This window comes from Chryseobacterium sp. Marseille-Q3244, from assembly GCF_940807095.1.
Classification (GTDB): Bacteria; Bacteroidota; Bacteroidia; order Flavobacteriales; family Weeksellaceae; genus Chryseobacterium.
On sequence record NZ_CALNWX010000005.1, the window covers coordinates 191,120 to 211,104 of the forward strand.

At 34.8% G+C, this 19,985-nt stretch carries 34 protein-coding genes; 1 reads left to right on the plus strand and 33 read right to left on the minus strand.

Annotated features, from left to right (window positions below; translation table 11 throughout):
* Window positions 1-69: 69 nt before the first annotated feature.
* The 7 genes from eno to NBX25_RS11040 form a co-directional block, all read right to left on the minus strand.
* Window positions 70-1,362, minus strand: coding sequence for a phosphopyruvate hydratase (gene eno / locus NBX25_RS11010; protein WP_045491082.1), 1,293 nt, complete (start codon window positions 1,360-1,362; stop codon window positions 70-72).
* 219 nt (window positions 1,363-1,581) lie between these two features.
* A complete protein-coding gene (locus NBX25_RS11015; RefSeq protein ID WP_123909146.1) occupies window positions 1,582-2,796 on the minus strand; it encodes a hypothetical protein in 1,215 nt (404 codons plus the stop codon).
* A 9-nt stretch (window positions 2,797-2,805) separates the two neighbouring features.
* Complete coding sequence (locus NBX25_RS11020) at window positions 2,806-3,288, minus strand: hypothetical protein (protein ID WP_123909147.1); 483 nt, start codon at window positions 3,286-3,288, stop codon at window positions 2,806-2,808.
* Between the two features lie 26 nt (window positions 3,289-3,314).
* Window positions 3,315-3,641, minus strand: a complete 327-nt coding sequence (locus NBX25_RS11025; RefSeq protein ID WP_123909148.1) for a hypothetical protein — start codon at window positions 3,639-3,641, stop codon at window positions 3,315-3,317.
* A gap of 122 nt (window positions 3,642-3,763) precedes the next feature.
* Window positions 3,764-4,543 carry a sensor histidine kinase gene (locus NBX25_RS11030; protein ID WP_123909149.1) on the minus strand — a complete coding sequence of 260 codons (780 nt, stop codon included), beginning with the start codon at window positions 4,541-4,543 and terminating at the stop codon, window positions 3,764-3,766.
* A 630-nt stretch (window positions 4,544-5,173) separates the two neighbouring features.
* Window positions 5,174-5,902: a hypothetical protein gene (locus NBX25_RS11035; RefSeq protein ID WP_250253655.1), complete on the minus strand. Its 729-nt coding sequence runs from the start codon at window positions 5,900-5,902 to the stop codon at window positions 5,174-5,176.
* Window positions 5,903-5,908: 6 nt separating this feature from the next.
* Window positions 5,909-6,541: a response regulator transcription factor gene (locus tag NBX25_RS11040; protein WP_123909151.1), complete on the minus strand. Its 633-nt coding sequence runs from the start codon at window positions 6,539-6,541 to the stop codon at window positions 5,909-5,911.
* A gap of 320 nt (window positions 6,542-6,861) precedes the next feature.
* Here NBX25_RS11040 and NBX25_RS11045 point away from each other — a divergent pair, with 320 nt between their 5' ends.
* Window positions 6,862-7,296, plus strand: coding sequence for a hypothetical protein (locus NBX25_RS11045; protein WP_123909152.1), 435 nt, complete (start codon window positions 6,862-6,864; stop codon window positions 7,294-7,296).
* Between the two features lie 142 nt (window positions 7,297-7,438).
* Here the strand turns inward: NBX25_RS11045 and rplQ are convergent, their stop codons facing one another.
* The 26 genes from rplQ to rplW all read right to left on the minus strand — a co-directional run bounded on the left by rplQ (window position 7,439) and on the right by rplW (window position 19,983).
* Window positions 7,439-7,951, minus strand: coding sequence for a 50S ribosomal protein L17 (gene rplQ / locus NBX25_RS11050; RefSeq protein WP_105702140.1), 513 nt, complete (start codon window positions 7,949-7,951; stop codon window positions 7,439-7,441).
* Between the two features lie 6 nt (window positions 7,952-7,957).
* Window positions 7,958-8,953 (minus strand): DNA-directed RNA polymerase subunit alpha, encoded by a 996-nt coding sequence (locus NBX25_RS11055; RefSeq protein WP_066695982.1) that lies wholly within the window; start codon window positions 8,951-8,953, stop codon window positions 7,958-7,960.
* 33 nt (window positions 8,954-8,986) lie between these two features.
* Window positions 8,987-9,595 (minus strand): 30S ribosomal protein S4, encoded by a 609-nt coding sequence (gene rpsD / locus NBX25_RS11060; RefSeq protein ID WP_045491111.1) that lies wholly within the window; start codon window positions 9,593-9,595, stop codon window positions 8,987-8,989.
* A 19-nt stretch (window positions 9,596-9,614) separates the two neighbouring features.
* The gene (gene rpsK / locus NBX25_RS11065; RefSeq protein WP_034694697.1) at window positions 9,615-10,004 is read right to left on the minus strand and encodes a 30S ribosomal protein S11; all 390 of its coding nucleotides are present in this window, start codon (window positions 10,002-10,004) and stop codon (window positions 9,615-9,617) included.
* Between the two features lie 12 nt (window positions 10,005-10,016).
* Window positions 10,017-10,394, minus strand: coding sequence for a 30S ribosomal protein S13 (gene rpsM, locus NBX25_RS11070; protein ID WP_034738759.1), 378 nt, complete (start codon window positions 10,392-10,394; stop codon window positions 10,017-10,019).
* Window positions 10,395-10,403: 9 nt separating this feature from the next.
* On the minus strand, window positions 10,404-10,520 hold the full coding sequence (gene rpmJ / locus NBX25_RS11075; RefSeq protein WP_007839480.1) for a 50S ribosomal protein L36: 117 nt from the start codon (window positions 10,518-10,520) through the stop codon (window positions 10,404-10,406).
* 62 nt (window positions 10,521-10,582) lie between these two features.
* Window positions 10,583-10,798, minus strand: a complete 216-nt coding sequence (gene infA / locus NBX25_RS11080) for a translation initiation factor IF-1 (protein WP_034684855.1) — start codon at window positions 10,796-10,798, stop codon at window positions 10,583-10,585.
* 3 nt (window positions 10,799-10,801) lie between these two features.
* Complete coding sequence (gene secY, locus NBX25_RS11085; RefSeq protein ID WP_045491124.1) at window positions 10,802-12,181, minus strand: preprotein translocase subunit SecY; 1,380 nt, start codon at window positions 12,179-12,181, stop codon at window positions 10,802-10,804.
* Window positions 12,182-12,190: 9 nt separating this feature from the next.
* Window positions 12,191-12,640, minus strand: coding sequence for a 50S ribosomal protein L15 (gene rplO / locus NBX25_RS11090; RefSeq protein ID WP_123858828.1), 450 nt, complete (start codon window positions 12,638-12,640; stop codon window positions 12,191-12,193).
* Window positions 12,641-12,661: 21 nt separating this feature from the next.
* Window positions 12,662-12,838, minus strand: a complete 177-nt coding sequence (gene rpmD, locus NBX25_RS11095; RefSeq protein ID WP_027371710.1) for a 50S ribosomal protein L30 — start codon at window positions 12,836-12,838, stop codon at window positions 12,662-12,664.
* Between the two features lie 10 nt (window positions 12,839-12,848).
* Window positions 12,849-13,370: a 30S ribosomal protein S5 gene (gene rpsE / locus NBX25_RS11100; protein ID WP_045491132.1), complete on the minus strand. Its 522-nt coding sequence runs from the start codon at window positions 13,368-13,370 to the stop codon at window positions 12,849-12,851.
* A gap of 19 nt (window positions 13,371-13,389) precedes the next feature.
* Window positions 13,390-13,743: a 50S ribosomal protein L18 gene (gene rplR, locus NBX25_RS11105; RefSeq protein ID WP_123909153.1), complete on the minus strand. Its 354-nt coding sequence runs from the start codon at window positions 13,741-13,743 to the stop codon at window positions 13,390-13,392.
* A 15-nt stretch (window positions 13,744-13,758) separates the two neighbouring features.
* Window positions 13,759-14,304: a 50S ribosomal protein L6 gene (gene rplF / locus NBX25_RS11110; RefSeq protein ID WP_123909154.1), complete on the minus strand. Its 546-nt coding sequence runs from the start codon at window positions 14,302-14,304 to the stop codon at window positions 13,759-13,761.
* A 17-nt stretch (window positions 14,305-14,321) separates the two neighbouring features.
* A complete protein-coding gene (rpsH, locus tag NBX25_RS11115; protein ID WP_047376575.1) occupies window positions 14,322-14,720 on the minus strand; it encodes a 30S ribosomal protein S8 in 399 nt (132 codons plus the stop codon).
* Window positions 14,721-14,865: 145 nt separating this feature from the next.
* Window positions 14,866-15,135, minus strand: coding sequence for a 30S ribosomal protein S14 (gene rpsN / locus NBX25_RS11120; protein ID WP_002983233.1), 270 nt, complete (start codon window positions 15,133-15,135; stop codon window positions 14,866-14,868).
* Window positions 15,136-15,138: 3 nt separating this feature from the next.
* Entirely contained in the window at window positions 15,139-15,690 is a 552-nt protein-coding gene (gene rplE / locus NBX25_RS11125) for a 50S ribosomal protein L5 (RefSeq protein WP_105702144.1), read from the minus strand.
* Window positions 15,691-15,701: 11 nt separating this feature from the next.
* On the minus strand, window positions 15,702-16,028 hold the full coding sequence (gene rplX / locus NBX25_RS11130) for a 50S ribosomal protein L24 (RefSeq protein ID WP_047096816.1): 327 nt from the start codon (window positions 16,026-16,028) through the stop codon (window positions 15,702-15,704).
* Between the two features lie 21 nt (window positions 16,029-16,049).
* The gene (gene rplN, locus NBX25_RS11135) at window positions 16,050-16,418 is read right to left on the minus strand and encodes a 50S ribosomal protein L14 (protein WP_002983226.1); all 369 of its coding nucleotides are present in this window, start codon (window positions 16,416-16,418) and stop codon (window positions 16,050-16,052) included.
* 2 nt (window positions 16,419-16,420) lie between these two features.
* Window positions 16,421-16,675 carry a 30S ribosomal protein S17 gene (rpsQ, locus tag NBX25_RS11140; protein WP_027371715.1) on the minus strand — a complete coding sequence of 85 codons (255 nt, stop codon included), beginning with the start codon at window positions 16,673-16,675 and terminating at the stop codon, window positions 16,421-16,423.
* 12 nt (window positions 16,676-16,687) lie between these two features.
* Entirely contained in the window at window positions 16,688-16,873 is a 186-nt protein-coding gene (gene rpmC / locus NBX25_RS11145) for a 50S ribosomal protein L29 (RefSeq protein WP_027371716.1), read from the minus strand.
* A gap of 12 nt (window positions 16,874-16,885) precedes the next feature.
* Window positions 16,886-17,311 (minus strand): 50S ribosomal protein L16, encoded by a 426-nt coding sequence (rplP, locus tag NBX25_RS11150; RefSeq protein ID WP_002983219.1) that lies wholly within the window; start codon window positions 17,309-17,311, stop codon window positions 16,886-16,888.
* 98 nt (window positions 17,312-17,409) lie between these two features.
* Window positions 17,410-18,159 (minus strand): 30S ribosomal protein S3, encoded by a 750-nt coding sequence (rpsC, locus tag NBX25_RS11155; protein ID WP_034694675.1) that lies wholly within the window; start codon window positions 18,157-18,159, stop codon window positions 17,410-17,412.
* A 7-nt stretch (window positions 18,160-18,166) separates the two neighbouring features.
* The gene (rplV, locus tag NBX25_RS11160; RefSeq protein WP_047096818.1) at window positions 18,167-18,565 is read right to left on the minus strand and encodes a 50S ribosomal protein L22; all 399 of its coding nucleotides are present in this window, start codon (window positions 18,563-18,565) and stop codon (window positions 18,167-18,169) included.
* Between the two features lie 2 nt (window positions 18,566-18,567).
* A complete protein-coding gene (gene rpsS / locus NBX25_RS11165) occupies window positions 18,568-18,846 on the minus strand; it encodes a 30S ribosomal protein S19 (protein WP_002983209.1) in 279 nt (92 codons plus the stop codon).
* A gap of 2 nt (window positions 18,847-18,848) precedes the next feature.
* The gene (gene rplB / locus NBX25_RS11170) at window positions 18,849-19,670 is read right to left on the minus strand and encodes a 50S ribosomal protein L2 (protein ID WP_123909155.1); all 822 of its coding nucleotides are present in this window, start codon (window positions 19,668-19,670) and stop codon (window positions 18,849-18,851) included.
* Between the two features lie 22 nt (window positions 19,671-19,692).
* Window positions 19,693-19,983 (minus strand): 50S ribosomal protein L23, encoded by a 291-nt coding sequence (gene rplW / locus NBX25_RS11175; RefSeq protein ID WP_123909156.1) that lies wholly within the window; start codon window positions 19,981-19,983, stop codon window positions 19,693-19,695.
* Between the last annotated feature and the right edge of the window lie 2 nt (window positions 19,984-19,985).

The following is a 19,985-nucleotide window of genomic DNA, read 5'->3' on the forward strand; positions in this document are numbered from 1 at the left end:
TTTAAATATACCACTTTCCATAAAATACGGCAAACAAAAATTATCGCTTGCCGTTATTTATAAATTCAATTATCTTTTTATTTTAAATGCTTCTAAACCTGGGAAAATTGCAGTTTCACCTAGCGCTTCTTCAATTCTCAACAACTGGTTGTATTTTGCCATTCTGTCTGATCTTGAAGCTGAACCTGTTTTAATTTGACCACAGTTCATTGCAACCGCTAAATCAGCAATGGTAGAGTCTTCAGTTTCCCCCGATCTGTGAGACATTACTGAAGTGAATTTGTTGTTCTGAGCCATCTGTACTGCTGCCATTGTTTCAGAAAGAGAACCAATCTGGTTTACTTTTACAAGGATTGAATTTGCAATTCCTTCTTTTACTCCTCTTGATAATCTGTCAACGTTAGTTACAAATAAATCATCACCTACCAACTGTACTCTGTCACCGATTTTATCAGTTAACATTTTCCATCCTTCCCAATCATCTTCCTGCATACCGTCTTCGATAGAGATGATTGGATATTTAGCAGCTAGTTCAGCAAGGTAAGAAACCTGTTCTTCTCTTGATCTGTGTGCTCCTTTATCTCCTTCGAATTTTCTGTAATCGTAAGTTCCGTCTTTGTAGAATTCTGAAGCGGCACAGTCTAATGCCAACATGATATCGTCACCTGGCTTATATCCTGCCTTTTCGATCGCCTGAAGCAGAGTATCTAAAGCGTCTTCAGTACCGTTGAATGTAGGAGCAAAACCTCCTTCATCACCAACTGCTGTAGAAAGACCTCTTCCTTTAAGGATTGATTTCAGATTGTGGAAAATTTCTGTTCCTTTTCTCAATGCATGAGAGAAAGAATCAGCTTTTACCGGCATAATCATAAATTCCTGGAATGCGATAGGCGCATCTGAGTGAGATCCACCATTGATTACATTCATCATTGGAACAGGAAGCGTGTTTGCGTTTACCCCTCCTACATATTTATATAAAGGCATTCCCAGTTCTGCTGCAGCTGCTCTTGCTACTGCCAAAGAAACCCCAAGGATTGCATTAGCACCTAGATTTCCTTTGTTAGGAGTACCATCAAGCTCAATCATAATCTGATCGATATAGTTTTGTTCAAAAACTGGCTGTCCAACTAAATTCTCTGCAATTACTTCTTTTACATTTTCAACAGCTTTCAAAACTCCTTTCCCCTGATATTCTGAACCTCCGTCACGTAATTCTACGGCTTCGTGTTCTCCTGTAGATGCTCCTGAAGGAACAGCTGCACGTCCCATCGCTCCGTTTTCTGTAAATACATCCACTTCAATGGTAGGATTACCTCTGGAATCTAAAATCTGTCTTGCTTCTATGTAAGAAATTGCACTCATTTTTTATTTTTTTTAGTTTAGACAAATTTAATCAAAATTTAACTTTTAGGGGTATTTCAGGAGATATTTTTGAAATAAATCCAAGTTAAATTTTAGTTAATTTATATTATGATAAACAGGAGAATTGATAGGGTGGAATTATACTAAAAAACTCTCCGGATCTTATAATCCGGAGAGTTGAAATTGATGTTTGATGTTCTTTTACCTATCATCTCTCTATTATAGTTTCATTCTTCCTAGTCCAACTAATAAATTCAGTGCCACAATAAGGTTACCTTTCTTTTCATAGTCGCCATTAAAGTCTTTTCCGAATGAGAATGTTAGCCTTTGGTTTTTAGTTAGCTCATACTCAAAATTAAGAAGATATTTCCAGGAAGCTTCAAAATCTGATTTATTCAAAATACTTCTATAAATACATTCTCCACTCAAAAAAAATTTATCATCAAATAGTCTGAATATCAATCGTGAACCCATATCTAAAGTATGCAGATTTTCTTTTTTCAATGATGGGTTTGCCAAAGATGAATCCGGATTATATAAATATCTGGCCATAAAAATAAATGTTGAAGGATTCTTCTGCCAATTATAACCACCGGTAAGCCAAGCTCCCACTTTAGATATTTGTGAGTTATTGAATGTATTAGTTCTAAAATCAAGAACGGTTCCCATTGACATATCTAAGAAAAGACCAAAGCGTTCCAGTTTAATGTCTTTTGCTATTTTTGTTATTTCCTGTATTTTTTCTTCGTCATCAATTACTTTTTTATGATAGTTCTCAATATCAATTCTAATTTCTTCGATCTGTTTTTCTAATTCTTTATATTCTACAGTATTTGTTTTTTCAGCATCTTCCAAAAGCCTTTTCTTGTGTAAAAGGGAGCTGTTGATACGGTCAAGCTCGGCTAATTCCGGACTGGTATTATTCGCCCAGATTCTTCGTTCCTGTAACAATTGATGGACTTCGTGAATTTTATCTAATGCACTCATCGTTTCACTATTGAATTTTCCCCTTTTAATAGAAAACTTTATCCCGAAACCTATCCTTGATTTTTCTTCTAAATTCAGATCTTCATCTGCTGCTATTCCTTTATAAGCTAAAGAAGTTACAAATGTCTGCTTAAATGTTGTAGCAAAATCAGTATTAGCTCTTAAATCCTGATAATTTCCATTCAATTTAAATGGTGCCAGATCAATAGCAAATGAAGTAGGTAAACTTGAAAAATTACTGGTTCCCTCTCTTAATGCAACCATGATACTTTTAAGATCTGTAGGTTTTTCAATATCAGAATTAGCAATTCCTAACAGATTCGCTCCTGGTGATGCCTGAGCTCTTAGTATATCTAAGTCTATTCCTTTCTCTTTTTCTTCCTGTCCGAAACAAAAATATGAAAGTAAAAGAAGGACTAGTACATAAGTCAATTTTAATGTTTTCATGGCTATTTTTTAATAAAATGTAATATGATGTGTATATAATGAAACTCCGCCTTCAGTTTTAACTTCAGAAACATGGGTATCATCATAAATAACTTTTCCTGCATTTCTAATCTTTACAGTCAAAATAGTTTTATTGCTCTCTCTACTTACATCCTGTATAAAAGATTCTATATTCAAAACATGTCCAATAAGCTCATTACATGTTCCTATTAAAATATTGTCAATAGATTCTTTAATGAATTTACTTTCCTGATTGGTTCTCAAAACCTTAAGTGTAGCGGATCCTAACTGTCCCTCCCCACCAAAGTAAATTGAAACAGTAATCTGAGATCCATCATCCGGAAGTCTTATATTTTTAGCAGCAACATATCTACTGTCATTTTCCTGTGTGCCTGATAAAACACTACCCATCTGTAGTTCCATAATTTTAAGATTGAGTAATTGAGATTGGGTATTTATAATTCTTGTTAATTGATCTTTTTTAGTTTTCATGATTTTAGTTTTTAAAGTTTAATAATTTATTTCCTAGGTGAAGGAGATAAAAGGCCAGCTAAAGCTCCAATGGCTCCTGATGAAATGGTAGCAAAGATGGTTACCAGTTGACTGTCTGGCTCTCCTTCACTCCAAAAGGAAAGAAGAATGAGTCCTGCGATAATGGCTATAATGGCCAAGCCAAGCATAATCACAATAATCCTGTAAATCCAGTAATCCGTGTCTTTGGGATTTCTTATTTCCACACTTCTAATGGCCTCTACAGGATTGGTTTTAAACTTCTCCTGAAGATCACTGTTGTTTTTCAAAGCAGTTTCTAAATCTTCAATACTGTCATTAATTAAAGTTTTCATGGCTATTGGTTTTATATATCAAAGTTCCCTCTAAAAAATATACCTGTCAATTACACAAAAGGGTGATTATAAAACAAAACAGCACCATTTCTAATGGTGCTGTAAATAAAAATTATTAGTAATTACAATGTAACTTTGAAGATCAGATTAGTTCCGGAACTTGTAGAGCATACTTTACACTCCCCTTCCGCTTCACTCATCCTTCTTTTCATATTTCTAAGTCCGTTTCCTTCTGATTGTTCTTCAAGAATACCGGTTCCGTTATCCTGAATCTTCATTAAAAAATGATTTTGATTTTGAGAGAATGAAAGTTTTAGTGTATTTGCCTGACTATGTTTATAGACATTGTTAACCGCTTCTTTTAAGCATAAAAAAAGATTACGTCTCAACTCTGTAGAAATGGGAGTATCAGAAATAATGTCTTCGCATTCTGAATGAAGGATAATTTTTGTTTTCTTTAAAAAGTTCCCGGTATAAAGTATGGCATAATCAACAAAGCTTCCTAGTGTATCATTTCCTGAGTTCAGACTCCAAAGCATTTCCCGCATGGAAATATTCATTTCCTCGGAAGTTTTCAGAAGTTCTGCGATATCATTCTGTAGATCTTCATCATCAGCCTTCTGTTTTAAAAATTCTGCCTGAAGCTTCAGTGCGGAGATACCTGCACCGAGATCATCATGCATATCATGAGAAATACGTTCACGTTCCTGCTCTATGGATTTTTGCTTTTCCAATTCTTTCTGGAGAAGCTGATTTTGATGTTCTGCTTCCTGAAGTTTCTGTTCCTGTATAAAAAGCAGTCTTTTTTTATTAAAAAGATAGGTTATAAAAGCCAAACTTATCACTATAAAAACAATGATTATACTTATTAAAAGTATGGTAAGTTTAATCTTGTCCGGCATAGCTATTTTTTTTCCATTTAAAATACGAAAAAGTGTATAAGATAATACAGATATAATTTCCGGCAATAAAAAGGATCTTGCTAAAGCTTAAAATACCTTTATTAGAATCATTAAAATAATACATGGGAACTGTTCTTAAAATAAAAAAGCTGGCCCAAACAATTTGCGAAAGACTGATCCAGTATAACGGATTATCTATAATCTTTGCTCCATCAAAATAATAGTTTTTTTTCAAAAGCCATGACAATGAAAGAATGATATAAAAAAAAGAGATAATGAAGCCTAATTTCAAATCGAAAATATTGTTCAGGAGATCTATTTTCAACACATAAATAAAGAATAAACACAGAGCCGAAAGAATAATTAAAAAAATATTCCAACGCTTTTTATCCCAATACAAATAGAGAAAATAGAACATTGAAAAAATGATATAAAAATTAAATCGTATAGCGTTAGGTTCATCTACCTTTATTATTTTTTCTGCAAAGCCCATGACAACATCTACTAATAAAGTGACTAACAGATATATAAAAAAGAAACTTTGGGAATAAAATTTCTTTCTTATTCCCAAAGTGAAAAATAATATTGTAAGCGTTAATAAACTACAACAATATATATAATAAAATACGGTTAAGGCCATAAACTGGTTATATCAGAAGGATTGCTAAAAGACATCTGTTTACCTTCCGGATCTTGAGTTTCAAAACAATATTGCATAGCAATTGAAAGTCTTCCTAGTCTTTTTTTATATTCAGGATCGAGAATTGATCCTTTTATTCTTTTAAACAGAATAAAACTTATTTTAACATATTTAAAAAATCTCCACATAGCAGAATAAGATTTAGAAATATTAAAATTAAATAGAGCAATATCGTCCACCTCATAAGATACAATGCGGGTATTAACCATATTGGTTATTCTATCCACATAATCTCCAAGTCCCGCCTCATAATTTTTCTTTTCCTTAAGAAAGTCAACGAGATCCGTTGATGGAATTAAATTATATACCGTGAGTCCTCCATTCTGAACTTCTTCCAGACTATAGACTTCATCGTCAGAGTCTAAAGAGACAATACTGTCAGATAAATGGATCATTAAAGAAATATTTTTATTTTTTTCAACAAAGCAGAAGTTAACATACTTTTTTGAAGATCTTAAAATAATCTGAATAAGCGCTGCGTCAACTATTAAAGAGTCCGTAAAGGAAATTTCATTTTGGTTTTTTAAGCGTTTAAATTCTCCTGTAAGTTCAATAAAATCACTTTCTGGTAAAGGGCTTACGGCAAAAGCTTCAAGAAAAGATTTTGGCATTTCTTCAATGTTTTCATGAAAAAAAAATTCTGATAGTTTGGTTTTCATAATGTCTTAGTTTTTAAAATGGTTAAATTTATTAATAGCCTCCACTTTATTATTGACGTGGAGTTTTCGGTAAATATTTCCCACATGCTTTTTCACAGTATCCATACTGATGCATTTTTTATCGGCAATTTCTTTGTAGAGAAGTCCCTGTGAAAGAAGTTCAAGAATTTCTTTTTCCCTGCCAGTCAATTCATCGAAGCCTTTAATTTCGGAAAGTGTCCTTTCAAAATGCTGAAGAACTCTCCGGGCAATAGAGAAGCTCATGGGAGCACCTCCATTATAGACATCCCGAATTGAGGAAAGTATTTTGTCCATGCTTTCTCCTTTCACAAGGTATCCTATGGCTCCAGCTTTTAAAGAATTAAAGATCTTTTCATCATCTTCAAAACTGGTACACATAATGAACTGGGTTTCGGGCATGTCTTTTTTAAGCTTTTCAATGATTTCAATTCCCAGCATATCCTGTAGCTGGATATCCATCATGACAACATTGGGAGAAATATCAGGAAGGTTTTTCAGGGCATCATTCCCATCAAAGAACTGAGCCACTACTTTCATATCCTGTTGGTAATTGATTACCTTCTTCAACGCATTGTTGTAGTTCTTCTCGTCTTCTACTATGGCAATGGAAATGCTCATGTCTTTATTATTTGAAACAAATATCAGCAGAAAATAAAACGGAGTCAATTACACTTTTGTGTAATCCTAAAGTTTGAGTTTAGCGTTATGGTTAGTTTTTAATCTTATTAAAATTAATTATTTTTCCAATCCAAAACCATTTTTTTTTAATAAATGTTAATTCACCCTAACCGCATTATATTGAGAATGATTTCATGAGTCAAAACCAAGAATAAAAAATACAAGTTACTTGTAAAAACAGCAAAAAATCATGATATTGTAAGGCATGATTTTTGTAAAATTAAAAGGTAAAAATCATATTGAATTCAAATAATATAATCATGAAAAAAAGTCTTTTAGCACTAGGCGCTGTGCTTACATTAAGTGTAATCAGCTGCAAAAAAAGTGAAAGCGGAAATAAGAGTATTATTAAAACAGACAGCTCAGAAACCGTAGTTACAGATAATAACGGAAAGATTGATTCTGTAAATGAAAGTTCAACCATAGTAGATGTCAATGGTAAAAAATACGAAAAAACAGATTTCGTTTATAAAGCAACAGATGGTACTCTGGTAAAGGTTGTTTTCAAAAATGATCCGAAGGAAAGTACTGTAGCCATTACCAGTAACAAAAAAACATTTACTTTACCTAAAACAGATACCAAAGGTGATGAAACCATTTATAAGAAAGATGATATGACTGCAAGAGTAAAAGGTGATAGTCTTCACCTTGAGCAAGGCAGCAATATTATTGAATTAAAAAGAACCAAAATATAAAAATATAAGCCGTCCCATGGGACGGCTTTTTACATTGACTTTCTTATTAAGCATAAAATTAGAGTCAACTCTCTATAGTCTATACGGCATAAAAAAAACCATCCGGAATCCGGATGGTTTTCATTTTATATCTGAATGAATATTATTCTTCAGTTTTTTCTTCAGTAGTGTCAGCTTTAGCTTCTTCTACTTTTTCTTCTACAACTGGAGCATCAGCAACAACTGCTGCTTTAGCTGGTGTAGATCTTCTGCTTCTTCTTGTAGCTTTTTTCTCTTCAGCATTAGGGTTGTAAAGCTCGTTGAAATCTACCAATTCGATAAGAGCCATATCAGCAGCATCACCTGGTCTGAAACCTGTCTTAATGATTCTTGTATAACCACCGTTTCTTTCAGCGATTTTAGGAGCTACAGTTCTGAATAATTCAGCAACCGCAAATTTATTTTGAAGGTAAGAGAATACTACTCTTCTGTTGTGTGTAGTATCTTCTTTTGCTTTTGTTAATAGAGGCTCAACATATACTCTTAAAGCTTTAGCTTTAGCTACAGTAGTGTTGATTCTTTTATGCTCAATTAGAGAACAAGCCATATTAGAAAGTAAAGCACTTCTGTGAGAAGCTGTTCTTCCTAAGTGATTGAATTTTTTACCGTGTCTCATTATTAATTATTTATCAGCGTCTAACTTATATTTTGCAACGTCGAAACCGAAGTTAAGACCTTTTGAATGCACTAATTCTTCTAGTTCTGTCAAAGATTTTTTACCAAAATTTCTGAATTTCATCAAATCAGACTTACTGTAAGAAACCAATTCTCCAAGAGTTTCTACTTCCGCTGCTTTTAGACAGTTAAGGGCTCTTACAGAAAGATCCATATCTGCTAATTTAGACTTAAGAAGTTGTCTTGTGTGAAGAGTTTCTTCATCATATTGAATAGATGCTTTTACAGCTTCAGTTTCAAGCGTGATTCTCTCATCAGAGAATAACATGAAGTGATAAATTAATATCTTAGAAGCTTCTGTTAAAGCATTCTGAGGGCTAATAGACCCATCAGTTTCTATATCTAATACAAGTTTTTCGTAGTCTGTTTTTTGCTCTACACGATAATTTTCAATGCTATACTGTACTTTCTTGATCGGCGTGAAAATAGAGTCAATAGCAATAGTACCTACAGGTGCATTGTTTGACTTATTTTGTTCTGAAGGAACATATCCTCTACCTTTTTCAATATTGAAAGTAATTTCGAAAGTTACATCAGTATTTAGGTTACAAATCACTAAATCCGGGTTTAAAACCTCGAATCCGTTGATCGATTTTCCTAAATCACCAGCAGTAATAATCGTTTGACCTGAAACTTTAGCAACAACCTGCTCGTTAGCCTGGCCTTCTGCTGAAGCTTTTAATCTAACCTGCTTTAGGTTAAGAATAATTTCGGTAACGTCTTCGATTACTCCTGGAATAGTTGAAAATTCGTGCTCTACACCTTCTATTTTGATAGATGAAATAGCGTATCCTTCCAGAGAAGAAAGCAACACTCTTCTCAAAGCATTACCGATTGTAAGCCCGAAACCTGGTTCTAAAGGTCTGAATTCAAATTGACCTTTAAATTCATCAGAGTTAAGTAAAATTACTTTATCGGGTTTTATGAATTGTAAAATTGCCATATTATTGGGTTGAGCAAAAATTTGATTAAAAAATTATTTAGAGTAAAGTTCGACGATAAGGTTCTCCTTAATGTCCTCCGGAATTTGGATTCTTTCAGGAGCAGAAATGAAGGTACCTTCTTTCTTCTCATCGTTGAATTGTAACCACTCATAGTTTGACTTAGAAGCCAATGCATTGGTAACAACTTCAAGAGACTTAGACTTTTCTCTTACAGCGATTACATCACCAGCTTTTACCAAATAAGAAGGGATATTAAGAATCTCTCCGTTCACAGTAATGTGTCTGTGAGAAACTAATTGTCTTGCACCAGATCTAGTTTTAGCAAAACCTAATCTGTATACTACGTTATCCAATCTTGATTCACAAAGTTGTAATAGAACTTCCCCTGTTACACCTTTACTTCTGTGTGCTTTTTCAAATAAGTTAGCAAACTGTCTTTCTAAAATACCGTAAGTATATTTAGCTTTTTGTTTTTCAGCTAACTGAACTGCATATTCTGATTTTTTAGCACCTCTTCTCTTGTTAGGACCGTGTTGTCCTGGCGGTTGGTTCTTTCTTTTTTCGAAGTTCTTATCATCTCCGTAGATTGCAGCACCAAACTTTCTAGCAATCTTAGTTTTAGGTCCAATATATCTTGCCATAATGGGTAAATTCTAAAAATTAAACTCTTCTTCTTTTTGGTGGTCTACATCCGTTGTGTGGCATTGGAGTCACATCAACGATTTCGCTAACTTCAATTCCTGAATTGTGGATAGATCTGATTGCAGATTCTCTACCTGCACCTGGACCTTTCACAAACACCTTTACTCTTCTTAAACCAGCTTCGTGAGCTACAGCAGAGCAATTTTCAGCTGCCATCTGAGCAGCAAATGGAGTATTCTTTTTAGAACCTCTGAATCCCATTTTACCGGCAGAAGCCCAAGAGATAACCTCTCCGTTTTTATTTGTTAAAGAAATGATGATGTTATTGAAAGAAGCTTGAATATGAGCTTCACCAATAGCTTCAACTTTTACTTTTCTTTTTTTAACTACTTTAGTTTGTTTTGCCATAATTCCTAACGATTATTTACTAGCTTTTTTCTTGTTAGCAACAGTTTTTCTCTTCCCTTTACGTGTTCTAGAGTTGTTTTTCGTTCTCTGGCCTCTTAAAGGTAATCCAAGTCTGTGACGTATTCCTCGTTGGCATCCTATGTCCATCAATCTCTTGATGTTCAATTGCACTTCAGATCTTAATTCTCCTTCTACTTTTACGTTTTCAGAGATATATGTTCTGATTGCAGCCAATTCATCGTCATTCCATTCGTTGACTTTCTTGTCTTCGCTGATACCGGCAGCTTTAAGGATTTCAGAAGAAGTATTTCTTCCTACTCCATAGATGTAAGTTAAACCGATAACACCTCTTTTGTTTTTTGGTAAATCAATACCTGCAATTCTCGCCATAATTTAATGTTAACCTTGTCTTTGTTTAAATTTTGGGTTCTTCTTGTTGATTACGAATAGTACACCTTTTCTGCGTACGATTTTGCAATCAGCGCTTCTTTTTTTAATTGATGCTCTTACTTTCATTTTGATAGTATTTATTTTTTACAAATGCCAAATGGAATGAGTATTCCATTTGGCTAAATGTTTTAATATCTAAATGTGATCCTCCCTTTCGTTAAATCATAGGGAGACATTTCTAGTTTTACCTTATCACCAGGTAAAAGTTTAATATAGTGCATTCGCATTTTACCAGAAATATGAGCAATAAGAATATGCCCATTTTCAAGTTCTACACGGAACTGAGCGTTCGAAAGTGCTTCCGTTATAACGCCGTCTTGTTCAATATGTTTTTGTTTTGCCATAAATTAATATCCAGTCGTTCTAGACAGTTTAGACTGCATTAAGCCATCATAATGATGATTCAGCAGATATGTATTAATCTGTTGAACTGTATCTAAAATTACACCTACCATAATCAATAGTGACGTTCCCCCGAAAAATAGGGCAAACGCATCTGTCTGAACAAAGCTTCCATGCACAATTGCTGGAAGGACTGCAAAGATAGATAAAAAAATTGCACCTGGCAAGGTAATTTTTGATAAAATATCATCTAAGTAATCTGCTGTCTCTTTTCCGGGTCTTACTTTCGGTACTAAACCTCCATTTCTCTTTAAATCATCAGCCATTTGGTTTACCGGAATTGTAATTGCAGTATAGAAAAACGAGAAGATAATAATTAATAGCGCAAACAATACATTGTACTGCCAGCTAAAAACATTCTTGAAACCTGCAAGAAAAGTGTTGGACTCATCGAATTTTGTTAATAATCCTGGTACGAACATCAATGCCTGAGCAAAGATAATTGGCATTACACCAGCAGCATTTACTTTCAATGGAATCCATTGTCTTGCGCCCTGCATAAGATTCTTGTTTACACCTCCTCTTGCTTGAGCTCTGCTTACATACTGAATAGGAATTTTTCTAACAGCAACTGATAAAATCACTGCTAAAAGAACTACCAACATCCAGAATAATACTTCGATAAGGATCATGATAGATCCCATTCCTCCTTTTCCGTTCTGCACGGCCATCTCCTGTACGAATGCCTCAGGTAATCTTGAAAGGATCCCCACCATAATAAGGATAGAGATACCATTTCCGATTCCCTTATCGGTAATCTTTTCACCTAACCACATTGCGAATACTGAACCACCTACCAAGATAACAATACTTGGTAACCAGAACATAATCGAATTTGGTTCTACAAAATATGCAGATTGGAACTGAGCATACGGTAAGAATAATTGAGTAATAGAAGTTAAGTAAGAAGGTGCCTGTACCAGACAAACCCCGATCGTTAACCATCTTGTAATTTGGTTCAATGTATTTCTACCTGACTCTCCATCTTTCTGAAGCTTCTGAAGATAAGGAATAGCCATCCCCATCAACTGAACAATAATAGAAGCAGAAATATAAGGCATGATACCTAACGCCATTACGGAAGCGTGGCTGAAAGCTCCCCCCGTAAACGACGAAAGCAAGCCAAGGAGACCTGCTCCTTGCTTGTTACCGCCTTGATTTTTATAATGCTCTAAGAGATCTCCCACCTCTGCAAGGTTAATCGCTGGAAGTGAGATATAAGATGCGAATCTATACACAAGGATAATCCCTAAAGTGAAGAGAATTTTATCTCTCAATTCTTTAAGACTCCAAATATTTTTAAGTGTTTGTATAAATTCTTTCATTAGTAAGTATTATAAGGTAATTGCTTTTCCACCTGCCTTAGCAATAAGCTCTTCAGCAGATTTCGTGAATTTATCAGCAGAGATTGAAACCGCAGATTTCAATTCTCCTCTACCCATAATTTTCACTAATTCGTTTTTAGAAACTACTCCATTTGCTACTAAAACTTCTTTCGTGATCTCTCCAGTGATGGATTTGTTCTCGATTAAAGTTTGAATAGTATCAAGATTAACTCCTCTAAACTCTTTTCTGTTTACGTTTTTGAATCCGAATTTAGGTAATCTTCTTTGTAAAGGCATCTGTCCACCTTCGAAACCGATCTTCTGAGAATAACCAGCTCTAGCTTTCTGACCTTTGTGTCCTTTTGTTGAAGTACCTCCTTTTCCTGTACCTTGACCTCTACCAATTCTTTTTGAGTTGAAAGTAGATCCTGCAGCAGGTTGTATGTTATTTAAATTCATTTTAATTTCTCTTTTATAAAATTATTTTTGAACTTCTAGTAAGTGACCTACAGCAGCTATCATTCCTAAGATGGAAGGAGTAGCTTCGTGTTCTACAACTTGGTGAAGTTTTTTTAATCCTAATGCTTCAAGCGTTCTCTTTTGGGTTTTTGTTCTACCAATAGCGCTTCTTACTTGCTTTACTTTAATTGTTGCCATTGTTTTATTATTAACCGTTAAACACTTTACTTAGAGAAACTCCTCTCATTCTAGCGATCTCTTCAGGTCTTCTGATATCCAATAACGCTTTGAAAGTAGCTTTCACCACGTTGTGAGGGTTAGAAGATCCTTTAGATTTTGAAAGGATATCGTGAATACCAGCTGATTCCAATACCGCTCTTACCGCACCACCTGCGATCAATCCTGTACCGTGAGAAGCAGGTCTTAAGAAGATATCTGCACCACCGTATCTAGCAGTAGTTTGGTGAGGAATAGTGTGGTTCATTACAGGAACTTTCACAAGATTTTTCTTAGCATCTTCAACTGCTTTAGCAATTGCAGAAGCAACTTCTTTAGATTTTCCTAAACCGAAACCGATAATACCTTCTTCATTTCCTACTACAACAATAGCAGAAAATCCGAAAGCTCTACCCCCTTTTGTTACTTTTGTTACTCTGTTAACAGCTACGAGACGATCTTTTAATTCTAATCCTCCCGGTTTTACTCTTTCTATATTATCTAGTCCTAACATATTTTCCGAAATTTAATGATTAGAATTTAAGTCCACCTTCTCTCGCACCATCAGCTAGAGCTTTTACTCTACCGTGATATACGAAACCGTTTCTGTCAAATACAATATTTTCGATTCCTGCAGCGATAGCTTTAGCAGCGATAGCTTTACCAACAGAAGCAGAAATTTCAGTTTTAGTACCTTTAGCGTCTACACCTTTCTCTCTAGAAGAAGCTGATGCTAAAGTTTTACCATTTTTATCGTCGATTAACTGAGCGTAAATTTCCTTATTACTTTTGTATACAGATAATCTTGGCAATTCAGAAGATCCAGAGATTTTCCCTCTTACTCTTCTTTTGATTCTTATTCTTTTTTCTAATTTACTTAATGCCATAATACTTATAATTTATTAAGCAGATTTACCAGCTTTACGTCTAACAATTTCTCCTACGAATCTTACACCTTTTCCTTTGTATGGCTCAGGCTTTCTGAAAGATCTGATCTTTGCAGCAACCATTCCTAGAAGTTGGTTATCGTGAGACGTTAAAGTAATAATTGGGTTTTTACCTTTTTCAGTCAATGTATCAACTTTTACTTCGCTTGGAAGTTCTAGTACAATACCGTGAGAGAATCCTAAAGCTAACTCAAGTTTTTGACCTGCGTGAGAAGCTCTGTATCCTACCCCTACTAGTTCTAGTTTCTTTTCGAAACCTGTATTTACACCAACAATCATGTTGTTGATCAACGCTCTGTATAAACCGTGAAGCGCTTTGTGTTGTTTAGTATCAGATGGTCTGTTTACGTTCAGTTCCCCATCTTTTTGTTCTACAGTAATTCCTGCTGTAAGCTCCTGAGAAAGTTCTCCTTTAGGACCTTTTACAGTTACTACACCGTTATTTTCAGTGATTGTAACTCCTGCTGGAATTGTTATAATTGCTTTACCAATTCTTGACATTTTCCTCTGATTAAAAATTAATAAACATAGCAGATTACTTCACCGCCTACTTTCTCTTCTCTAGCTTTCTTGTCAGTCATTACTCCTTTAGAAGTAGAGATGATAGAAATACCCAAACCGTTTAGTACTCTTGGAAGTTCAGTAGAACCTTTGTACTGTCTTAAACCTGGTCTTGAAGCTCTTTGGATAGACTTAATAGCAGGTTTGTTAGTTTGCTTATCGTACTTTAAAGCGATTTTGATCACTCCTTGAACAGCGTTATCTTCAAACTTGAAGTTTAAGATATACCCTTGATCAAATAGGATCTTAGTAATCTCCTTTTTGATTTTCGATGCAGGAATTTCCACCACTTTGTGGCCTGCGCTTTGTGCGTTCCTTACTCTTGTTAGGAAATCTGAAATTGGATCTGTTACCATTTTTCTTTTATAAATTATTGGTTAAAGAACAATCAGTTTTGAAAAGACTTGAAGAGAAAAATATCAGACGTCAGAAAACTTCGGTCTGATATTTATTCTTTAGTATCTTGACAACTTAATTGTCCCGATTTTTATCTAGTAATTATTACCAGCTAGCTTTTCTTACACCTGGGATAAGACCGTTGTTAGCCATTTCTCTGAAAGTTACTCTGGAAATACCAAACGTTCTCATGTATCCTCTTGGTCTACCTGTTAGTTTACATCTGTTGTGTAATCTTACAGGAGAAGCATTTTTAGGCAATTTTTGAAGTCCTTCGTAATCACCTGCTTCTTTAAGAGCTTGTCTTTTAGCAGCGTATTTAGCAACTAGTGCTTCTCTTTTGCGCTCACGCGCTTTCATTGATTCTTTAGCCATTTCTTAGTTCTTTTTAAATGGTAAACCGAAGTGAGTTAATAATGCTTTAGCTTCTTTATCTGTTTTCGCAGTTGTAACGAAAGTGATGTCCATCCCTTGGATTTTTTTCACTTTGTCAATTACGATTTCAGGGAAGATAATTTGCTCAGTAATACCTAAGTTGTAGTTACCTCTACCATCGAAACCATCTGCTTTGATACCAGAGAAATCTCTGATACGTGGTAAAGCAGAAGAAGTAAGTCTGTCTAAGAACTCATACATTCTCTGAGCTCTCAAAGTTACTTTTGCACCTACAGGCATTCCTTTTCTAAGTTTGAATGCAGCTTCGTCTTTCTTAGAGATCGTACCTACTGCTTTCTGACCTGTGATGTTTGTCAATTCTTCTACTGCATAATCGATAATTTTCTTATCAGCAGTAGCGTCACCTAAACCTTGTGATACAACGATTTTCTCTAATCTAGGTACTTGCATAATTGACTTGTACCCGAATTCTTCCATCATTGCAGGAACAATTGTCTCTTTGTATATTTTTTTGGGTCTTGCTATAAATTCCATGTTAATTCAAATTATAAAGTTTCACCCGTTTTTTTGTTGATTCTTACTTTCTTATCTCCTTCGATTTTGTAACCGATTTTGATAGCTTTCCCGTCTTTACCAACTAAAGCTACGTTTGAGATGTGGATAGAAGCTTCTCTTTCAACGATTCCTCCTTGAGGGTTTGAAGCTGAAGGCTTAACGTGCTTTTTGATGATGTTAAGTCCTGCAACAATTACTCTTGGGTCTCTTCCTTCTTTTTTGATCACTTCAATAACTTCACCAGTCTTACCTTTGATATCTTTCTTACCAGTAGTAATGATTACGTTATCTCCTCTTTTTATTTTTAACTTTGACATTTCTTTAAAAAATTTTAAAAATTAAAGTACTTCAGGAGCTAATGAAATGATTTTCATATATTCTTTGTCTCTCAACTCACGAGCAACCGGTCCGAAAACACGTGTTCCTCTCATTTCTCCCGCTGCGTTTAGTAATACACAAGCATTGTCGTCGAATTTGATGTATGAACCATCTTTTCTTCTTACTGCTTTTTTAGTTCTTACTACTACAGCTTTAGATACCTGACCTTTTTTTGCGTTTCCTGATGGTGTAGAATCTTTGATCGTAACAACGATTTTATCACCAACTGAAGCATATCTTCTTCTGGTTCCTCCCAGAACTCTAATAACTAGTACTTCTTTAGCACCTGTGTTATCAGCAACTTTTAATCTTGATTCTGTTTGTAACATTATTACTTAGCTTTTTCAATGATTCTTACTAATCTCCATCTCTTGCTCTTGCTCAAAGGTCTAGTTTCTTGGATCAAAACTGTATCACCTTCTGTGCATTCGTTGTTCTCGTCGTGTGCAGTATATTTTTTCGTTTTCAAAACGAATTTACCGTACATCGGGTGCTTTACTCTTGTAGTTTCGCTAACAACAATAGTTTTTTCCATTTTATTGCTGGAAACCACTCCGATTCTTTCTTTTCTTAAATTTCTATCCATTGTAAAATGAAATTATTGTTTGTTAGTTAACTCAGTATTTAGTCTAGCGATTGTTCTTCTCAAATCTTTGATTTGAATCGGGTTTTCAATTGGGCTGATTGCATGAGCCAATTTCAATTTTGAATATTGAGCTTTTGCTTCAGTTAATTGAGCTTGAATATCACCCGCGCTTAAATTTTTAATATCAGCATTTTTCATTGTACTCAAAGATTATAAAGGTTTAACAAAATCGTTAGCAACGATGAATTTAGTAACTACTGGTAATTTTTGTGCAGCAAGTCTAAGAGCTTCTTTCGCAACTTCGTAAGGAACTCCACCTACTTCAAACATAATTTTACCTGGTTTTACTACAGCTACCCAGTATTCAACAGCACCTTTACCTTTACCCATACGTACTTCCGCTGGTTTCTTAGTAATTGGCTTATCTGGGAAGATTTTGATCCATAGTTGACCTTCTCTCTTCATATATCTTGTCGCAGCAATACGAGCAGCTTCAATTTGTCTTGCAGTGATCCAAGCACCCTCAGTTGCTTTGATCCCAAAAGTTCCGTAAGCAAGTTGACTACCTCTTTGGGCATTCCCCTTCATCTTCATCTTGTGAACTCTACGGAATTTGGTTCTTTTTGGTTGTAACATAATCTCTAAATTTTAGATTTTAGATTTTAGATTTTAGATTTTTTTTAATTTTAAAAAAGTAACGGTAATTTAAAATTCAAAATTTCTAATCTAAAATTTTAATTATTATTGTTATTGTTGTTGTTTTTTCTAGGTCTTCTGTTGTCTCTGTCTCCTCCTCTGTTTCCTCTGTCTGACTGACCTCCTTTTTTCTGTTGTCCCACTAGTGGAGAAAGTTCTCTTTTACCGTAAACTTCACCTTTCATGATCCAAACTTTTACTCCTAATCTACCGTAAGTAGTGTGAGCTTCTGCCCAGTGGTAATCGATATCAGCTCTGAAAGTTGACAATGGAATTCTTCCTTCTTTGAAAGATTCTGATCTTGCCATTTCAGCTCCGTTCAATCTACCAGAGATCTGAACTTTGATACCTTCAGCACCCATTCTCATAGTACTTGCCATTGCCATTTTAACAGCTCTTCTGTAAGAAATTCTGTTTTCAATTTGCTTAGAAATACTATCAGCAACTAGTACAGCATCTAATTCAGGTCTTTTGATTTCGAAGATGTTGATTTGAATATCCTTACCTGTAAGTTTCTTCAATTCTTCTTTCAATTTATCAACTTCCTGACCTCCTTTACCGATGATTAATCCCGGTCTAGCAGTAGTGATTGTAACTGTTACTAATTTAAGTGTTCTTTCAATATAGATTTTTGAAATACCACCTTTAGATAATCTAGCCTCAAGGTATCTTCTGATTTTGTAGTCTTCAGCGATTCTGTCTCCATAATCGTTTCCACCAAACCAGTTAGAATCCCATCCTCTGATGATACCTAATCTATTACCAATTGGATTTGTCTTCTGTCCCATACCTTGATTAATTTTCTTTATTACCTAAGATTAATGTAACGTGGTTAGATCTCTTTCTGATTCTATACCCTCTACCTTGTGGAGCTGGTCTTAGTCTCTTCAATTGTCTTGCACTATCCACGAAGATTTCTTTAACGATAAGGTTAGCTTCTTCAATATCCGCACCTTCGTTTTTAGTCTGCCAGTTTGCCATAGCAGAAAGAAGTAATTTTTCTAACTTGTTAGAAGCATCCTTCTTAGAATATTTTAGGATATAAAGAGCTTTATCTACCTGCTCTCCTCTAATGATATCAGCAACTAATCTCATTTTTCTTGGAGAAGACGGGCAATTATTTAATGAAGCTTTTACAACGTCTTTGTTAGCTTCTTTTCTTGCGATTGAACTATCTTGTTTTCTTGATCCCATGATTATCTGCTTCCTTTGTTTTTGTTACCACCATGACCTCTGAAAGATCTTGTTGGAGAAAATTCGCCTAACTTGTGACCAACCATGTTTTCTGTAACGTAAACTGGGATAAAAGATTTCCCATTGTGCACAGCAATAGTTTGTCCTACGAAGTCCGGAGAGATCATCGATGCTCTAGACCAAGTTTTGATAACTGTCTTCTTACCAGACTCTATATTTGCCTGAACCTTCTTATCTAAAGTATGATGAATGAACGGTCCTTTCTTAAGTGATCTTGCCATAATTATTTTCTTTTAGATACGATGTAACGGTTAGACACTTTGTTTTTCTTTCTAGTTTTGTAACCTTTAGACGGCATACCGTTTCTAGATCTTGGGTGACCTCCTGAAGAACGTCCTTCACCACCTCCCATTGGGTGATCTACTGGGTTCATTACAACCGCTCTTGTTCTTGGTCTTCTACCTAACCATCTGCTTCTACCAGCCTTACCTGATACCGTTAATTGGTGGTCAGAGTTAGAAACTGATCCAATCATTGCATAACATTCAGTAAGGATCATTCTTGATTCTCCTGAAGGCAATTTGATGATTGCATATTTTCCATCTCTAGAAGTTAATTGAGCTGAAGAACCAGCACTTCTTGCTAAAATTGCACCTTGACCAGGCTTCATTTCAACACAAGAAATTACAGTACCTAAAGGAATGTTTTTCAACTTCATTGCGTTCCCTACATTTGGTTCTACGCTTTCACCAGAAATTACTTTCTGATCAACTTTGATACCGTTTGGAGCGATGATATATCTCTTCTCTCCGTCAGCATACTCAAGTAATGCGATAAATGCAGTTCTGTTTGGATCGTATTCTACAGATTTTACAGTTGCTTCAACGTTTGCTTTGTTTCTTTTGAAGTCAATAATTCTGTATTTCTTTTTGTGTCCACCTCCGGTGTAACGCATGGTCATTTTACCTGTTTGGTTACGTCCACCTGACTTTTTAATACCAACTGTTAGAGATTTCTCTGGTTTGTTGGTAGTAATTTCCTCAAAATTGTTTACAATTCTGAATCTCTGTCCCGGGGTGATAGGTTTTAATTTTCTAACAGACATTACTATTATTTATAATTAATAATTAATTTACAGCAAAAATATCGATAACATCACCTTCAACAAGTTTAATTACCGCTTTTTTCAATTTGTTTGTCTTTCCTACTTGAAGACCTTTTTTAGTGTACTTTGAAGAAACCTTCGGAGCATAAATCATTGTATTAACGTCTGCTACTTTTACACCATAAGCTGCTTCTACAGCTTTTTTAATCTGGATTTTATTCGCCTTAGGGTTAACTAAGAAAGAATAAGTACCTCTTAAATCTGTAAGGTAGTTAGCCTTTTCTGAAATAACTGGTTTAATAATAACTGACATGA

Excerpts from the sequence above, each read along its gene's own strand:
- eno (WP_045491082.1), bottom strand. The coding sequence starts at position 1,362 with ATGAGTGCAATTTCTTACATAGAAGCAAGACAGATTTTAGATTCCAGA.
- NBX25_RS11015 (WP_123909146.1), bottom strand. The coding sequence starts at position 2,796 with ATGAAAACATTAAAATTGACTTATGTACTAGTCCTTCTTTTACTTTCA.
- NBX25_RS11020 (WP_123909147.1), bottom strand. The coding sequence starts at position 3,288 with ATGAAAACTAAAAAAGATCAATTAACAAGAATTATAAATACCCAATCT.
- NBX25_RS11025 (WP_123909148.1), bottom strand. The coding sequence starts at position 3,641 with ATGAAAACTTTAATTAATGACAGTATTGAAGATTTAGAAACTGCTTTG.
- NBX25_RS11030 (WP_123909149.1), bottom strand. The coding sequence starts at position 4,543 with ATGCCGGACAAGATTAAACTTACCATACTTTTAATAAGTATAATCATT.
- NBX25_RS11035 (WP_250253655.1), bottom strand. The coding sequence starts at position 5,902 with ATGAAAACCAAACTATCAGAATTTTTTTTTCATGAAAACATTGAAGAA.
- NBX25_RS11040 (WP_123909151.1), bottom strand. The coding sequence starts at position 6,541 with ATGAGCATTTCCATTGCCATAGTAGAAGACGAGAAGAACTACAACAAT.
- NBX25_RS11045 (WP_123909152.1), top strand. The coding sequence starts at position 6,862 with ATGAAAAAAAGTCTTTTAGCACTAGGCGCTGTGCTTACATTAAGTGTA.
- rplQ (WP_105702140.1), bottom strand. The coding sequence starts at position 7,951 with ATGAGACACGGTAAAAAATTCAATCACTTAGGAAGAACAGCTTCTCAC.
- NBX25_RS11055 (WP_066695982.1), bottom strand. The coding sequence starts at position 8,953 with ATGGCAATTTTACAATTCATAAAACCCGATAAAGTAATTTTACTTAAC.
- rpsD (WP_045491111.1), bottom strand. The coding sequence starts at position 9,595 with ATGGCAAGATATATTGGACCTAAAACTAAGATTGCTAGAAAGTTTGGT.
- rpsK (WP_034694697.1), bottom strand. The coding sequence starts at position 10,004 with ATGGCAAAACAAACTAAAGTAGTTAAAAAAAGAAAAGTAAAAGTTGAA.
- rpsM (WP_034738759.1), bottom strand. The coding sequence starts at position 10,394 with ATGGCGAGAATTGCAGGTATTGATTTACCAAAAAACAAAAGAGGTGTT.
- rpmJ (WP_007839480.1), bottom strand. The coding sequence starts at position 10,520 with ATGAAAGTAAGAGCATCAATTAAAAAAAGAAGCGCTGATTGCAAAATC.
- infA (WP_034684855.1), bottom strand. The coding sequence starts at position 10,798 with ATGGCAAAACAAAAACATATTGAACAAGACGGCGTTATAACGGAAGCA.
- secY (WP_045491124.1), bottom strand. The coding sequence starts at position 12,181 with ATGAAAGAATTTATACAAACACTTAAAAATATTTGGAGTCTTAAAGAA.
- rplO (WP_123858828.1), bottom strand. The coding sequence starts at position 12,640 with ATGAATTTAAATAACATACAACCTGCTGCAGGATCTACTTTCAACTCA.
- rpmD (WP_027371710.1), bottom strand. The coding sequence starts at position 12,838 with ATGGCAACAATTAAAGTAAAGCAAGTAAGAAGCGCTATTGGTAGAACA.
- rpsE (WP_045491132.1), bottom strand. The coding sequence starts at position 13,370 with ATGTTAGGACTAGATAATATAGAAAGAGTAAAACCGGGAGGATTAGAA.
- rplR (WP_123909153.1), bottom strand. The coding sequence starts at position 13,743 with ATGGCATTAAGTAAATTAGAAAAAAGAATAAGAATCAAAAGAAGAGTA.
- rplF (WP_123909154.1), bottom strand. The coding sequence starts at position 14,304 with ATGTCAAGAATTGGTAAAGCAATTATAACAATTCCAGCAGGAGTTACA.
- rpsH (WP_047376575.1), bottom strand. The coding sequence starts at position 14,720 with ATGGTAACAGATCCAATTTCAGATTTCCTAACAAGAGTAAGGAACGCA.
- rpsN (WP_002983233.1), bottom strand. The coding sequence starts at position 15,135 with ATGGCTAAAGAATCAATGAAAGCGCGTGAGCGCAAAAGAGAAGCACTA.
- rplE (WP_105702144.1), bottom strand. The coding sequence starts at position 15,690 with ATGGAATTTATAGCAAGACCCAAAAAAATATACAAAGAGACAATTGTT.
- rplX (WP_047096816.1), bottom strand. The coding sequence starts at position 16,028 with ATGTCAAAGTTAAAAATAAAAAGAGGAGATAACGTAATCATTACTACT.
- rplN (WP_002983226.1), bottom strand. The coding sequence starts at position 16,418 with ATGTTACAAACAGAATCAAGATTAAAAGTTGCTGATAACACAGGTGCT.
- rpsQ (WP_027371715.1), bottom strand. The coding sequence starts at position 16,675 with ATGGATAGAAATTTAAGAAAAGAAAGAATCGGAGTGGTTTCCAGCAAT.
- rpmC (WP_027371716.1), bottom strand. The coding sequence starts at position 16,873 with ATGAAAAATGCTGATATTAAAAATTTAAGCGCGGGTGATATTCAAGCT.
- rplP (WP_002983219.1), bottom strand. The coding sequence starts at position 17,311 with ATGTTACAACCAAAAAGAACCAAATTCCGTAGAGTTCACAAGATGAAG.
- rpsC (WP_034694675.1), bottom strand. The coding sequence starts at position 18,159 with ATGGGACAGAAGACAAATCCAATTGGTAATAGATTAGGTATCATCAGA.
- rplV (WP_047096818.1), bottom strand. The coding sequence starts at position 18,565 with ATGGGATCAAGAAAACAAGATAGTTCAATCGCAAGAAAAGAAGCTAAC.
- rpsS (WP_002983209.1), bottom strand. The coding sequence starts at position 18,846 with ATGGCAAGATCACTTAAGAAAGGACCGTTCATTCATCATACTTTAGAT.
- rplB (WP_123909155.1), bottom strand. The coding sequence starts at position 19,670 with ATGTCTGTTAGAAAATTAAAACCTATCACCCCGGGACAGAGATTCAGA.
- rplW (WP_123909156.1), bottom strand. The coding sequence starts at position 19,983 with ATGTCAGTTATTATTAAACCAGTTATTTCAGAAAAGGCTAACTACCTT.